Raw genomic sequence first — 13748 nt, 5'->3', positions numbered from 1 at the left:
ATATCAATCAAGACAGTTATCGGCAGCTTCGGAGAGCCCACAGTGAAAATTGCCTCTCAACATGCATGGAAGGACAAGGACTACACGCCTCGTCACGATTGGCCGGGTGACACGCTGGTCCAGTGGGGAGGCAGCGGAGTTGTCCTTGGCAAGAACCCATATACGACCGCCTTTTTTGAGGCCTTTCCCGATAAGGATGTCACGGCCGCTGGAGGGTTCATTCGCGGCGAAGGTAAGACAATAGCGGAGGCCGAGGATGACGCGTTCGCTCGATTTAAGAAAGAAACGTCTTGCAATCACTTATGGGGACGCGAGCATTATACGAATAGCGGTCAGCTGTGCCGACACTGCCGCGCCTTCCGGTGCAATGAAGTGAAGCCAATTGTGAAGCTGGGCAGTTGGCGAAAGCCAGTGGAATGGTACGAGACCTGCTTGATGGAGATCGACAACAAATATTCTCGCGTCCTCCGCCTCCGAGCGAAATTTTTCGGGGTGACTCAGCGTCCTGATGCGCCTAGCCCATCTGCCTGATCCGCTTCGAGTATGAGCACATTTCGCGGATCAGGCAGACCACGTTCGCTTCATCAGCCGCATGCCCAAACGTACTTGAATACGCCGGTCTCTTCGGAGAAGAACAGGTGACCACGGCCCCAGGTAGGCCACTTAATTGCATTCTTGTCGTAGTCTCCGACGATGCCTTCGTGCCCTACCTGCAGAATGTACTGCATTTCGTTTCCTTCGTCGTCGGCAGGTGTCTCGTTGCCCTGTTCCCAACGCGGCTGCCCACCCACTTTGTCGCACTCGAACGTATGAAGGGCGGGCAAGACGCCGAGCCTCACGCCTTCATGCTCGTTATAAGTCTTGCCGTCGTTCCCGACGTATTCACCGATGGTGTCGCCGAAATAGTCGCCAAACGCGTCAAACCGATCCGCACCCTCCAGGTCCCAGGTATCATCACCCCAGAGGACGTCGGGCATGGTCTTCCAGTCGACCAGCTTCAATGCCGGGTTAATGTGGACGCCCTCCGGTGTTTCCCGAAGCCCGCCAGGCATTAATGTGTCGACAATGAAAATCTCGCTCATGTCATCGCTGTACTCATCTGCATGGAAGAATACGAGGAGGCCGTCATCGCCCAGCGGCTTGCCTGGGATCGCTGCGACGTCCATCTGCATGACGAAGTTCATCGGCTTGCCGTTGCGTTCCGGCCATTCAATGTCTTCGTTCAACCAGGGACGGCCGAAGTATCGGCTTTGGGTACCTTCTTCGTCCGCTGGGCAAACGGCGACAATCGGGATGTGCGCGTCACGGATGTGAGGTTCCATGAACGCTTTATAGGCGTTCTTCGCCTCTTCCACCTTGGCGGAGAGTTCGGCAGCTGTGATCTCTGGCAGATCGGTCATCCGCTTCACACCGTCTTCGACGTATTCGTGTGTCGCTTCTTCCTTGTCTTCAGGTCCGCAAACGTCTGCCCCAAGGCGTTCGAAATCGACACGAATGGCATCCTGGCGCTCATTCATGTCCGACCACGGCAACAGCACAACAGTCTCTTCCAGGCTCCAGGACGGGCTCTGTTCAGTCATCGGTATCTCCATTTTCGAATCTGGATGTTGGTGGGTAGTCGGCGACAATCTCGACACGATAGGCTCGGACGTCGTCACCAGAACCGTTATGGGTCCAGTCGATATGATGCGCTTCGTCGACGAGGTAGAGTTTGGACAAGGGCGACGAGCGGTAAACGTGAACCTTTTCCTCTTCGAGGTCGGCCGGACCGGCTGGATCAGAGCCATCCCATTCTTTCCAAGGACCCCAGGTCTTACCGAAGTCCGGAAATGTGGAACGTGCGTTGAGGACAGATGTCGCGAGATTGTTTACCTCTTCAACGATCCGGTCCTTGATCTCTTGAACGCTTTGCATCGCAGTCTCCTGTTTCAACGATAATTAGAGGATTTGAGCTGTGCTTTCAACGTGGACAAAAGGAATTCTGACCGCTTGAACAGCAATTCGAGCGCTGCTAAGTAAGAAGTGTCCGCACAGATTTTACGCGATGGAGCAACTATGCCTTTGGAAATTGATTGCGAAGACCCCGAGGTCCGCATCTGTTCCTGTTGTGGCCACGAAAACCTCAGCCTTTTTCGCACGATTCATGATGGTGAAAACGCTCTCGCTGTTTACCTGGTGACGCTGCCTGCTCACGCAGGTTTTCCTGTTGTGGTCCTTCTTACGATGGGCCGCCTTGACGATGACGCATCGCCAGCGGAGCGATTTGCGATGGCCTTCCAGATCGTGAGCCAATCGGCTGGCTACGGAACGATGATCATCGAGCCTTCAGATGCTGGCTGGGGTGAAAGCGACTTCGCCACGCTGCTTTCCCGAGCAGAGGCGCGGGCACGCTTTTCGAAGGAAATTTTCGCGTTCAGCGATTTAATCATTGCAGTTGATCCGGTCATCCGCTCCTATCTGGACGCGAGTTTGACCCATGGGATGTCAACCGTCACCCGTCATTGATGACTTTTCTGCTCGTTTGTTTGCCTTCCGGGCTCTGCTAAAGGCACCAACCAGCGTCAGCACGTCGTCGGCTACAAAAAACGCTCTCAGGTCAGATTTATCTCGAATTTCCCTCCATACAAACTTCGCGATTTCGCTCTTCGTATAAAGGATATGCTTGCCCTTCGCCAGCAAAGCGAGATTGGTCTTTAACTGTTCAGCGTGATTATAGGCAAACGATCCAATATCCTTCTTGTTTTTGCCTTGCCATTTCTCGATGATCTCGGTGACGCACTTCGCGTATTCGAGCGCCGGGTTTACGCGCTTGTTGTGCCTGATCAGATGCCCTGCGATGACATCGTTCAAGGCGTCCGTGATGTTGCCCAAGACTTTGCCTTTAAGGATCGTCGCGACATCCCAGTCAGTCGGTGCGCGGTCCAGCTTGCCGGAAACAAGCGCTGGTTCGCTGGCGATCAGGCGAACGAGCACATCGGCATCCTTCAAGGCGACGGTCAGTTCACCAAGCAGTTCATCTCTTTTTTCAATTGCCGTGGCACAGTCGCTAACCGGGACCTCGTCGTCCTCTGACCCCAGCCTGGCAGCCATCGCGCTCAGAATGGACGAGTAGCTATACGCGATGAAGCTGCCGACACCGACCGAAAGGCTGGGCTTCATCTGCTTGTTCAGGTCATAATAGCCTGGGCCAGCTTTGTCCCAGGCTGCATCGAATTCCAGTCGGCCGCAGAGCTTCTTAGCATCGTCAGCATCGATGGTGAGGTAGCCGGTCATGAACGTTCCTTCTGGTGATTTTCTGTGTTTTTCAAAGGCGGCATCGTGAACAGTCGATACGACTGGACTGCGGTCATGTCGTGGTCACTGATCGTAAGACACCAGCCATAGCCCGACAGATTGTTGTCTTCGTTCACATAGAGCGTTTTTCCCACGAGTTTCCGGGGTGGCGTATCAGTGTCCAGGATCACCTCTGGATATCTCTTGAAGTCAATCTTCGCATCGATCATCGTCGTGAGCCTGTCCCTCACGTTGCCGACGAGAAACGTACTTCTGCATTGCCCATGCGCTTGGCTGTGAAATTGCAGAGGTTCGATATCGAACGTCACACCATGCGCCTTCAATCTGGCGATGATGTCGTTTGCTGCTGCAGACATCCTTATGCCTTTTCTGCGTTCAAGCGCATTTCAGCGTTGATGCGTTCCGAGACATTCGCGGCAGCGCGACTGAGACTTGCGGCGACGTGAAGTGCGTCGCGAACCTTGTCAGGCGTATCGAGCCGATGTGGGACATGCACTCCTGGTGCCGGGTTGAAGTAATGCGCACGATGCAGCATTTCCCATGTGATCACAGATGCACCATCAGGATCGGGGGCAAGAACGGCCTTCCGGACGGTTCGAAAGAAGTCGTCAAGCTCATGCATCCGCTCGAATGACACCTCCGCCCAACCGCCACTGCTTTCTGCTCGCGGCGTTTCCAGCAACTTATCAAGCGCAGCGATCAGCTCGTCGCGCGTTGGAATGTCAAAACGGTCGTCGTGCATGGACATCTCCATAATGTTGACATTTCATACTACGGTTATTTGAGGTTTTCAACTGCCGCAAAAGGAATTCCTTGCTTGAGACGGAGCGAAAGGAATTTCTGAGAGATTTCGAGCAGACGGTTGCCTGAGAATTGGCCGAACATCATGCTGATATGGTCATCACTTCCAATCGGAGTTTTTCTTTGTCTATTTCATCCGTTGCGCTAGACGGTCACAGCGCCATCACACCTCAAATGATCCATAGCCTCGTATCGGAAGCGGCTAAGCGCGAGGAAAATCGTTCATGCAGCACGGGCGAAGAAGAGCTTCAGATCATCTTGGACCGAACCGTGGTGCATTTTAAAGACGGTGTCGATCCGCGTAAGGTGCTCCACCATCTGATTACGGACATTTCTGAACTGAAAAAGACGTTGTCTCTCACTGCCTGGCAGGCTCTTTCCGTAAAGGGTAGAGAACATCCCGTCATGGAATACCTGCTGGAGGATATGTTCACGCGATGGTCCATTGAAAAGCCGCGCGGTTATTCCGGTGATGCGGGCTTGATCGACTTCATTTATTACCATCCCTCGGTCGCGGCGCATGTTGCTGCTGGCACCGATTTCGGCCGGACGCTTTATGAGTACACCACCGCCACTGCCCCGGGTGTTGCCTGTCGCGAACGGAAGGAGTTCTTGGCGAAGATCATCGACAAATCGGCGAAGGATCATGAACGCCCGATTGATGTTATGACCGTTGCTTGCGGAAACCTCCGTGAAGCAGCTGTTTCCGATGCATTTCATAACGACGGCATCGGCCGATGGTTGGCTCTGGATCAGGACCCGATCTGTGTCGAGGGAATTGCTGAAAACTATGAAGACACGGTGATTGAACCGCGTGAAGGGTCCGTGCGAACAGTCCTTCAGAAGGGGCACACCTTCGGGACGTTTGATCTAGTCTATGCCACGGGCTTGTATGACTATCTAATCGACAAGGTGGCTATCAAGCTGACGAAGAAATGCCTATCGATGCTCAATCCCGGTGGCAAATTCGTCTTCGCTCAATATGCGACGGGCCTCGTCGAAGGTGCGTATATGGACATGTTCATGAACTGGGCTCTGATCCTACGCGAAATGGGTGATGTCGAGCGCATTCTGGAAAAGAGTGTTGAGGGAGAGGATGGCACCTATTCCTGGAAGGCTTATTTCGGTGTCCATAACACGGTTATTTACGCTGAAATCACCCGAGTGAGCTGATCATCGGCTTAAACGGTCATTGGGCTCCCCTGGACACGCTTCAGAGGAGCCCTTTCTATTCCGGCCGTCTTGGGTCCAGAACTTCCTGTTCAAGCGTCCTTGTGACGTCGTCTCGCAAGGCGTTAGCAATATCTTGCACCTGAGGAGGCCACGCCTTCGATGGGATGGACTGAGGCACTGATGATATCTTGCCGGATTTGAGAAGAATATCGACGGTCATCAGATGAGGTCGAACCCGAGGACAGAGACGGTGTAAGGTTGAAAATATCTCCAGGCCCCCCAGGTCGATATCCGACCAATGGAATACCGGCGTGCTTTCATCGAGTTGCAACAGCAGGTGCGAGTACAGCGTCTGAACATTGTGGGAAGGTTGCCCGCCGGTAAAGATGATCAGACCGTGCTTGTCTTGATTGATCTCTGCCATATGCCGGTTAAAGCTGACCTGGTTTTCAATGGTGAGCACATATTCCGGGTTTCTGATTAGTTTGATTTGCGAAAGATCATTCTCTGCAATTCCGAGATACTCAAAGTGTTCTCCAGCAGGAAAGCTCCCTTTCCCGAATGGACCTGAAATAAGGACAGGCTGTCCGCCTTTCTGTAGTCCAAGAGCTTCAATGATGCCCCTGGTGGTTTCGGCAGGTTTCTCATCACCGTGGAATGCGTAGGCGAACACTGCCGCTGCTCGGTTTTCGATGAACTTGCTGTCACCGACAAGCCGGGAACAAACTGTGCGATGATCGTGGCCTTTCCACTCTCCGGATTTGATGGCGCGGGCCAATACCTGGATGGCGTTCACAATGCCGATATCCTCAGGACCAAGTCGCTGCCACCGCTTTTTCGTCAACCAAGCTTCCTTGATCGCGGTAATCGCGCCCTGTTCCCAAGGTTCATGTTCGCTATCGAGCCTCGCGAGGGTACCAGCGAGGACGTCTTGAAGGGCCATTCTTCCCAGTGACGAAAAGAGCCTGTCTTGGTCCTTGAGTGTTACCCTGGCCAACCGTCGACTGAAGCCTTTCCCGTCGTAATGTCCAATCAGGATATCGCTCTTGATATGCCCCAGGATCGACTTTTCGAACGCCTCTGCTTGGCGGGCACTCTCAAACTGGCCATGGTCGATCTTGAAAGAGATGCGGCTGCGACCGCCTTCTACGGCATCTGCCATTGCTTCCATCAAGTCGTGAGCCGTGGCGTAGTGATCACGCAGCATTGCTGCTCTCCAGCATTTGCTGCAGTTCCTCGTCAGTCTTGCGCGAGGGATCGATCTCGGCCATCTCCCGACGCGTCAGATCGGTCAAATATTCCGGGGTCACCGACGTTTGCCGACCATTCGTCGATTTTACGACGGTCAGGAGAGTGTCGCAGTTGCGTTGCATGGTGGCCTTCTTGTCGAGAGGTCCGCACGCGATGAGCTGCAGCCCCAGTTCGCGCCCGAAGCTGACGATCTGGCTCGCAACACGTTCGTCCATGTTGTTGAAGGCCTCGTCGAAGATCGCCAGGCAGAGCCCGCCTTCATCCTTCTTGAGGTGACTGAAGGGACCGCCATAGTAGACGTTCGACAACGCTGTCATCAAGGCGATGTAATAGGGGGTCTGTTGCTCGCCGCCGGAGCCGGTTCCCTTCCGCGACATGAACGTGTTCTTCGCGCCGGTCGCCGTGTTCGTAATCTCGATGTCGAAGACCCAATAACGCCGGTAGTCGGTGTAATCGTCGAGGTTTGTTGACGGGTCTTCGTTGAAGATCGTCTTCTTGACGGTCTCCATGGCATCGTCGACTTCGTCGCGGTTGGTTGCACCCCAAGCAAGAAGCCCGCCGCCAACGATGTCGCCGACAGTTCTGGATTCCTTGATCACCTTGTGGAAGGCCTCGTAACCCGGAGCGACGATCTTCTTGATCTGGTAGATTTCGCCGAGGAATGGCGTCGTCTTCAGCAGATTGTTGATCGCGCCAATCTCCTGATCGAGTTTCATGAACCGGCCGGTCAGGTCCTGGATGTAGCTAGTCTTGAAGATTTCCATGCTTTCCGCTTCCGCAACACGCAGGTTTTCTTCGTGGCCCAATAGAGTGACATCTCTCAGGAGGGTGATGGTTTCATTCACCCACGGGACAATGTGCGTCGTCAGATCGAATTCTTCCGGCACCTGAGAGGTGGCTTCGAGAGATTCCAAGCACTGTTTGGCCTGAACCGTGCACTCGGTCCTCAGGGTATTTGCCTCATTCTCGCTACGTTGACGCGCAGCGGCAGCCTCAGCGGCGATACTGTCGAGCGGCTTTCCGGAATTATAGGCGCGACGGGCAAGCTCCAGGAAGGCACGTCGATGCGCTTCCGAACTGGTGTTGACGGCAACCTTTTTGTACTCCTGTCTGGTTTGGTTCACCTGGTATGTCGACCCAGATGTGCGCACGTCTCCATCACGCTTCTTGACTGCGTCTTCGAGCTGATATTTCGCACGGGAGGCTTCAGATTGATCGACCTCGATCTTTGCGTTGATCTCTCTGATTTCCTCGACGAGCCCGTTGATTTCGTCATCGTAGAGGGTGGTGTCGACCTGCTCAATCGCTTCCAGTTGCTGGTTTACGTCGGCCATTTCCTTCCGAATGGCTTCAGCCTGGCTCACGGCATGGGCAAATGAAGCGCCATCTCGGTCCAGCATCTCAAAACTGTCCGATACAGCAGCCAATATCTTGGATGCGACTTCAGACTGATCCTTGGCGGGTTGCAATTCGGTCAGAGCATCCTCGATGTCGAATTTGCGTTCTTCGAATGTCTGCCGATTTCGTAGCAGCGCGGCGCGGCCGAACCGATGTTCGGCTTCATAACGAGGGCTAGCGGACAGACCGTCGTAGAAAAGGCCGTCCTTTGAGAGCCAGCGACCACCTTTATCGAAATCCTCCCGCTTCTCAGCCAGCTTAATGCCGCCCGCGAAACGGGTCAGGTAAGCCCTGGCGTATGGGTTCTCGGTCTCGAACACAGCATTGAGGGTACCGGGTTCCGGAGGGTTCTCGGAACTGATGTCCAGCGTTCCCGTGTTCGCAACGCTTGCGCCTGCGTATTCCCTGCGGTTCTTGACCAGAAGCCCGTAGACAAGGGGCCAGTCTGATGGCGCAACGAAAATGGTCTCGCGCCGTTTGCCGAGGAAGGACTCCGCTGCATCTCGCCATTCCTCTTCGCTGATGTCCGCGATGTCGCAGAGCAGATCGGCACGAATATTTGCGCCATCAAGCGCTCTCAGGAGACGCATGGTCGCCGGGCTCCGCTGAACCTGGCTGCTTTCCAGTGCTTTCAGCTGATCGTTGACGGTTTTGAGTTCATCCTTGAGCTTCTGCTGCTTTCCGATCACACCCTCAAGGTTAGCCTTCAGGTAGGTTTGAGCGGGTGCGAGCAGGGGACGAAGCTGATCCATGAGATCGTCAGCTTCCTCTGGATACACTGGCAAATCCTCGATCAAAGGCAGACCACGTCCGCTGACTCGATCAGCCAATCCCGATATGATGCTGGGGAGGTCGCCCAGATTTTCATCAATGGGCATGACCTTGGCCAACATCGCGATCTTACGACCAATGCCGATATCGCCAAGCAATGGTCGGAGCAACCGCTCCCGGTCGGAGGTTAGCTTTGCTCGCGTGGTTTCCAGAGCCGATTTCTGAGCGGATTGGCTGAGCAGGGTACGCTTTTCCCGAGTTTGGATCAGCTCATGTTCCAAGCCTTTCACCGTGTTTTTAGCAGCGGTAACGCGGTCATTGGCAGTCGCGGCCCGCCTTTCGAGGCTGGATATGTTTCGGCGGATAGCCCGATTTTCCCGGCGAGCATTAACAGCGCGGGTGAGCACCGCGACCATTTGTTCAGTCTCGCGTTTTTCATTCGCTGCCTGATAGGCTTTTAGTTTGCAATCCAGAAGGTCCAGGCGTGCGAGGTTTTCCCGGACGGTTTTGACCACGTCAAGGAGTTCGCGATACAGGGTGTATGACTGGCGCAGTTTGAAGATGTCGATCTCATCTTCGCCAAGAACATGCTTCTGCACAAAATCGTTCACGGTGCCCATTCGGTCGAAGCCGATGCAGTTCAGAAAGTTCTTCTGGAACTGTTTCCAGTTGCTCGAACGGTTTTTGAACATCAGGACATGCATGTATTCCTTGATGAATTCCTTGGCGGAATCCCGGCATTCCTGCCAGGTGCCGCCGCGCTGCTTGATCAGGTCGAAGATGCGATCTTTGCAATCGTACCAGGATTCGACCGTCATCTGGTCGCCCTCGACGATGGCGATATCCTCAGCGGTCAGGACGGCTCCCTTGACGATTAGACGAGTGGTTAGCGTCGGCCTGGTTTCGCTGCGGCTCGCTTCGAACGCCAGCATGACCGTGATAGGAGGCTTGATGCCCTGAGGGTCTTCGAACGCAAGTAGAATATAGGTCGCGCATTGTTCACGGATCGTCTGCTTCTCATCAATGCGGCCGAGGCAATAATCGTTGATCGACCGCTTGGCAGATGCCTTGTCGACGGACGCGCGTTTGTTCAACTGCACACTTTCGCTGCCGCCTGTGAAAACGACCTGCACGGCGTCAAGCACGGTGCTCTTGCCCACGCCGTTTCTGCCGACGAGGCCAATCACATTCCCCGCAAGCTTTACGTCTGTCAGCGGATATAGATGCCAATTAACAAGGCCGATATTGGAGAGGATCATGAATTATTCCTTGTTAAAAAGCTGGGACGGCCGAACGGGGTCGTGCGAGGTTTTTCAATGACGGCCGGGGTAGGGGCCGGATCAGCAGCTTCGAGGTCTGGCAGGGCAGCCTCAGGGTCTTCCACTTCGCTCTCGCCGTCGAAGTTCAAAGATGGATTGACCACGTCTTCGGACCCGTTTTCGACTTCGTCGAGGATGATTTCTTCCTCGTCCTGAATAGCGAGGGGTACCGTTACTTTGTCGGGATTCTGCACCCGAGCGACGTACTCGCTCAGTTTCTTCATAGCGTCGATACCCGCCAGTCGCCGAATGAAGGGATGGATTGTCATCGCTCGATCCTGCGCCTGTTCATCCATGGCCTTCAGATCGATCACATTGCTCTGACGCAGCTTCTCAAGCGTCGCGAGGAGACTGGAGGTCTTGATATCTGCCATGCCGCATTGAGCGGACTGGAAGGTAAGATCATCGTGAAAGGCGTTGAAGCTTGTAATGGCATTAGCCTGACCGTCCACGTCAGCTGAAGCGAACCGCTGTTCGTAAGTGTTGGCTAGAACGAGGATGATGAAGGTGTCGAGGGCGGTCATCGACTTGGCTGCGACAGCGTCGTCCTTCGGCAGCACTCCAAACCAGCCTTCACCCATCTCGAACACAAGTTCCCATCCGCTGAAAGCGAGGTGCTGTTTGATGAACTCTCGGGTCTTGTTGTTGTTGAGAGCGTTTCTGATGGACACGCGCGACCGCTGACCGCCTATGAACAGCTGCCTTTTCTGCAAATAGGCAATCGCCTCTCTCATGCCTTCTTGCTGTTCCGGCGTGAAAGTCTGATCGATGTAATCGTCCAGGTCCTTATACATTCGCTTTGCTCTTCTGCGGCGTTTTCCGCGTAATGCGATACCCGGGCGATACGGCATACCGGGTCGATATCATTTGACTGATGGGTTCGATCACGTAGTCCTTCCGGATCGACGGCGGAATTTCATCACCCCTGGAAAGGGTCAGAATGACGGACGAAGCAATGAAATCGTCGATATCCGTGAGAATGTGATCACCGAGTTCCACAGTCTCGTCCGCTCCCAGGGATTTCTCGATGAACGCCCGCAATACCTGGTCGGTCGGCATGATCCGCTTGAGGAATGCGTCATCAAGTTTCGCCCGGAAGTTCGCCAGATGGTCGATGCGGTCGTTGCGGCTTGTAACGGTTTCGACCTTCTTGCGGGGTGCCGACGGTTCCCAAAATGCCTTCGGGTGAATGGACATTGGACGCTCGACGAGCAGTGATGGTACGTCAGGCAGCTCTTCAGGAGCCTCTACGCTCGCAAGAAGGCGGCCGAAATGACCTATCATGTCTTCAACTTTCCGTTCGTGCTCAGGGCGCACGCGGTGCTGGTGCCTCGCCTGGACGCGCAGTTGCTCTTCCAGCTTGGACTTCGCATCCATAATCGCATCAGTATAGACCTCGATCTGATCGAGGCATTCTTCGATAGCGGCGAACTGCTGCTCAGCCAGGAGCACCCCGGCGTCGATTGCCTCTTCCCGTTCGCTGTATGACAGCTGTTCAAAGGGTTTGCTGATCTTCTTGGAAGCCAGTTCTTCCCCGATCTTACGCATTTTCCCGCGATCAGACATGAAACCACGAATGATCGCGACAGTACCCGTCCGCATGAGATACGGGTGTCTATCAGACATCATCCGTTTCAAATCCTTGATGAGAATCTCGTTAACGAACTTCTCCATCAGGGTATCGATGCGGTCACCGATGGTTTTGCCACGCAAAACTTCGTCACGGATGCGCGCCATGTCGGAACGGGTTGCACGAAGAGATGTCTGGAATTCCCGTAGCTGCTTGAGGCAACTTGCGAGCCCGCTTGCGAACTTGTCTTCGCCATTGGCCAGCTGCGCCAGCACGGCATTCAAGGTCTGCAGGGTTCCGTCCATTTCTTCAGAAATGCCCTCGTTGATACGGTGCAGGGTCTCCATCAAGGACTGTGCGGCGGGCGTCAGTTCCGTGTGAACCTGAAGGCCATGAACCATCTCGGTGAACCAGCCTGTTTCGCACAGATACCGATAAACCCTGCGGGCCCGGGCGATGGCTGGATGCTTGGATAGATTCTCGTCCTCACGATATCTGTTGCCACGCCTTGGCCTGGCCGTCGGGTTCTCATCTTGCAGTTCATCGATTTCCTCCACCCATAGATCGGGATTGTCATGAATGACGTCAGCCAAGGTTCGCAGCATGCCGTCCTTGGTAGGGAATTCGACATTATCGAGATAAAATTTCTTCAGAATGGCCAGCAAGCATCTCTCATGAAGGCGCGTGTTGCCACGCGCTAACGGCGCAAAGAAGCGATCATCGAGCTGATTGAACAGAGCCAAGGATTTATTCCATAAGGAAATCGGAGTGGCGAGACTTTTGCGCAATAATTCCTTGGTGTCAACGCATGAGAGGAATGATTTCCCTCAGAATTCCTTTGGCTTGGTTATGCGGCGATTTTTGTGACGCCGCGCATGGCAAACTCACCGGGTGTTTTCTGACTCCTGTCTAGCACGCCTTCAGCGATTCTCTTCTTTCGTCTCCGCCTGATTTTTCAGTGAGAATAAATGTCAACAATTTGACAGTCTTAGAAATCCTTGCTAGAAGGACCCATCAAAGGAGATCGAGCGATGCTGCATGTTAATCCGACGGAATTGAACATTGATGGCGACGTCACTCCTGACCTTAATTCCTACGATCACATCATCGTCGCATTCTCTGGCGGCAAGGATTCGCTTGCCTGTCTTCTGCATCTTCTGAAATCTGGTGTCGACCCACGCAAGATCGAGCTGCACCACCACGATGTGGATGGCAATGGCAACATTTTCATGGATTGGGCGGTTACCCCAGATTACTGCCGGAAAGTCGCCCATGCTTTTGGCTTGCCGATCTACTTCTCCTACAAGGAGGGTGGTTTCGAGCGTGAGATGAACCGTGATAATGCTCGCACCGCTCCGATCAAATTTGAAGAACCCGACGGCCAGGGTGGTGTCAAAGTTTCTCAGGTTGGCGGTAAAGGTCAGACCAGCACCCGCCTGAAGTTCCCTCAGCTTGCTGCAAACCTGAGCGTTCGTTGGTGCAGCGCCTATCTGAAGATCGACGTCATGTCGGCCGCGATCTGCAATCAGGCCCGATTCCGCAAAAAGCGTCTGCTGGTCGTGACCGGCGAGCGGGCGCAGGAATCGACCGCTCGCGAGAAATACAAGACCTTTGAACCGCATCGGACTGACCGCCGTAATGGGAAGACCGCTCGTTCCCGTCTCGCGGATCATTGGCGTCCTATCCATCGTTGGTCTGAGGCTCAGGTCTGGGCCATCATTCGCGAGTTCGGTGTGGTTCCGCATGTAGCTTATCAGCTGGGTTGGTCCCGGCTGTCGTGCCTCGCCTGCATCTTTGGCAGCCCGAACCAGTGGGCTACGATCCTTCACATCTTCAAAGATCGTTTCGAGCAGATCGAAGCCTATGAAGTGAAGTTCGGCGTCACCATTCGTCGCAGCGGCACCATCCGCCAAGCGGCAGCAAAAGGAAAAGTCTATCCGGCTGCTTTGAATAAGCCTGATTTGGTGGCGCTTGCTCAAAGCCAGGAATGGACCGGACCTATCATCGTGGCTTCCGGTGATTGGCAGATGCCAGCAGGAGCCTTCGGCGAGAGCGCCGGGCCAACTTAACAATCGTCTCAAGCGAATTCCATGTCCGGTAGAAAAATATCCAAAGGCTTGTTTCACAATTCCTCTAATTTCTCTTGCGATGTGGAGTCATCTTCTCCATAT

13 protein-coding genes are annotated in these 13748 nt (G+C 54.2%); 4 read left to right on the top strand and 9 right to left on the bottom strand.

Annotated features, from left to right (window positions below):
• Window positions 1–42: 42 nt before the first annotated feature.
• Complete coding sequence (locus FFR93_RS04375; protein WP_138392151.1) at window positions 43–531, top strand: hypothetical protein; 489 nt, start codon at window positions 43–45, stop codon at window positions 529–531.
• A gap of 53 nt (window positions 532–584) precedes the next feature.
• Here the strand turns inward: FFR93_RS04375 and FFR93_RS04370 are convergent, their stop codons facing one another.
• Both FFR93_RS04370 and FFR93_RS40700 read right to left on the bottom strand, forming a co-directional pair.
• Entirely contained in the window at window positions 585–1592 is a 1008-nt protein-coding gene (locus FFR93_RS04370) for a DUF1963 domain-containing protein (protein WP_171049075.1), read from the bottom strand.
• Complete coding sequence (locus FFR93_RS40700) at window positions 1573–1914, bottom strand: hypothetical protein (RefSeq protein WP_171049074.1); 342 nt, start codon at window positions 1912–1914, stop codon at window positions 1573–1575. Before FFR93_RS40700 ends, FFR93_RS04370 begins: the two co-directional genes overlap by 20 nt.
• 141 nt (window positions 1915–2055) lie before the next feature.
• Between FFR93_RS40700 and FFR93_RS04365 the strand changes: the two genes are divergently transcribed.
• Complete coding sequence (locus FFR93_RS04365) at window positions 2056–2505, top strand: hypothetical protein (protein ID WP_138392149.1); 450 nt, start codon at window positions 2056–2058, stop codon at window positions 2503–2505.
• On the opposite strand, the gene FFR93_RS04360 is transcribed toward FFR93_RS04365, so the two are convergent.
• Genes FFR93_RS04360 through FFR93_RS04350 form a run of 3 tightly spaced genes read right to left on the bottom strand, consistent with a single transcriptional unit; the run spans window position 2485 to window position 4036 of the window.
• Window positions 2485–3273 (bottom strand): hypothetical protein, encoded by a 789-nt coding sequence (locus FFR93_RS04360; protein WP_138392148.1) that lies wholly within the window; start codon window positions 3271–3273, stop codon window positions 2485–2487. The genes FFR93_RS04365 and FFR93_RS04360 overlap by 21 nt on opposite strands.
• Window positions 3270–3650 (bottom strand): hypothetical protein, encoded by a 381-nt coding sequence (locus FFR93_RS04355; RefSeq protein ID WP_138392147.1) that lies wholly within the window; start codon window positions 3648–3650, stop codon window positions 3270–3272. The genes FFR93_RS04360 and FFR93_RS04355 overlap by 4 nt, the downstream gene beginning before the upstream one ends.
• A gap of 2 nt (window positions 3651–3652) precedes the next feature.
• Window positions 3653–4036, bottom strand: a complete 384-nt coding sequence (locus FFR93_RS04350; protein WP_138392146.1) for a hypothetical protein — start codon at window positions 4034–4036, stop codon at window positions 3653–3655.
• Window positions 4037–4218: 182 nt separating this feature from the next.
• Between FFR93_RS04350 and FFR93_RS04345 the strand changes: the two genes are divergently transcribed.
• Window positions 4219–5268, top strand: a complete 1050-nt coding sequence (locus FFR93_RS04345; protein WP_138392145.1) for a class I SAM-dependent methyltransferase — start codon at window positions 4219–4221, stop codon at window positions 5266–5268.
• A 55-nt stretch (window positions 5269–5323) separates the two neighbouring features.
• Here FFR93_RS04345 and FFR93_RS04340 read toward each other — a convergent pair whose 3' ends face one another.
• The 4 genes from FFR93_RS04340 to FFR93_RS04325 are packed head-to-tail and all read right to left on the bottom strand — an operon-like array spanning window position 5324 to window position 12320.
• Window positions 5324–6475, bottom strand: coding sequence for a Wadjet anti-phage system protein JetD domain-containing protein (locus tag FFR93_RS04340; protein WP_138392144.1), 1152 nt, complete (start codon window positions 6473–6475; stop codon window positions 5324–5326).
• Complete coding sequence (locus FFR93_RS04335) at window positions 6465–9947, bottom strand: SbcC/MukB-like Walker B domain-containing protein (protein ID WP_138392143.1); 3483 nt, start codon at window positions 9945–9947, stop codon at window positions 6465–6467. Before FFR93_RS04335 ends, FFR93_RS04340 begins: the two co-directional genes overlap by 11 nt.
• Window positions 9944–10801 carry a DUF4194 domain-containing protein gene (locus FFR93_RS04330; RefSeq protein WP_171049073.1) on the bottom strand — a complete coding sequence of 286 codons (858 nt, stop codon included), beginning with the start codon at window positions 10799–10801 and terminating at the stop codon, window positions 9944–9946. Before FFR93_RS04330 ends, FFR93_RS04335 begins: the two co-directional genes overlap by 4 nt.
• The gene (locus FFR93_RS04325; protein WP_138392141.1) at window positions 10794–12320 is read right to left on the bottom strand and encodes a Wadjet anti-phage system protein JetA family protein; all 1527 of its coding nucleotides are present in this window, start codon (window positions 12318–12320) and stop codon (window positions 10794–10796) included. The genes FFR93_RS04330 and FFR93_RS04325 overlap by 8 nt, the downstream gene beginning before the upstream one ends.
• A 288-nt stretch (window positions 12321–12608) precedes the next feature.
• On the opposite strand from FFR93_RS04325, the gene FFR93_RS04320 reads away from it, so the two are divergent.
• Complete coding sequence (locus FFR93_RS04320) at window positions 12609–13646, top strand: phosphoadenosine phosphosulfate reductase family protein (RefSeq protein WP_138392140.1); 1038 nt, start codon at window positions 12609–12611, stop codon at window positions 13644–13646.
• Window positions 13647–13748 lie beyond the last annotated feature (102 nt).

This window comes from Rhizobium sp. MHM7A (assembly GCF_005862215.1).
GTDB lineage: Bacteria > Pseudomonadota > Alphaproteobacteria > Rhizobiales > Rhizobiaceae > Rhizobium > Rhizobium bangladeshense.
Note: the sequence above shows the minus strand (reverse complement) of the source record. Positions and strands in the feature narration are given on the sequence as shown.

Coding starts and splice junctions, on each gene's coding strand:
- FFR93_RS04370 (WP_171049075.1), bottom strand. CDS start 1,592: ATGGAGATACCGATGACTGAACAGAGCCCGTCCTGGAGCCTGGAAGAG.
- FFR93_RS40700 (WP_171049074.1), bottom strand. CDS start 1,914: ATGCAAAGCGTTCAAGAGATCAAGGACCGGATCGTTGAAGAGGTAAAC.
- FFR93_RS04365 (WP_138392149.1), top strand. CDS start 2,056: ATGCCTTTGGAAATTGATTGCGAAGACCCCGAGGTCCGCATCTGTTCC.
- FFR93_RS04360 (WP_138392148.1), bottom strand. CDS start 3,273: ATGACCGGCTACCTCACCATCGATGCTGACGATGCTAAGAAGCTCTGC.
- FFR93_RS04355 (WP_138392147.1), bottom strand. CDS start 3,650: ATGTCTGCAGCAGCAAACGACATCATCGCCAGATTGAAGGCGCATGGT.
- FFR93_RS04350 (WP_138392146.1), bottom strand. CDS start 4,036: ATGCACGACGACCGTTTTGACATTCCAACGCGCGACGAGCTGATCGCT.
- FFR93_RS04340 (WP_138392144.1), bottom strand. CDS start 6,475: ATGCTGCGTGATCACTACGCCACGGCTCACGACTTGATGGAAGCAATG.
- FFR93_RS04335 (WP_138392143.1), bottom strand. CDS start 9,947: ATGATCCTCTCCAATATCGGCCTTGTTAATTGGCATCTATATCCGCTG.
- FFR93_RS04330 (WP_171049073.1), bottom strand. CDS start 10,801: ATGTATAAGGACCTGGACGATTACATCGATCAGACTTTCACGCCGGAA.
- FFR93_RS04320 (WP_138392140.1), top strand. CDS start 12,609: ATGCTGCATGTTAATCCGACGGAATTGAACATTGATGGCGACGTCACT.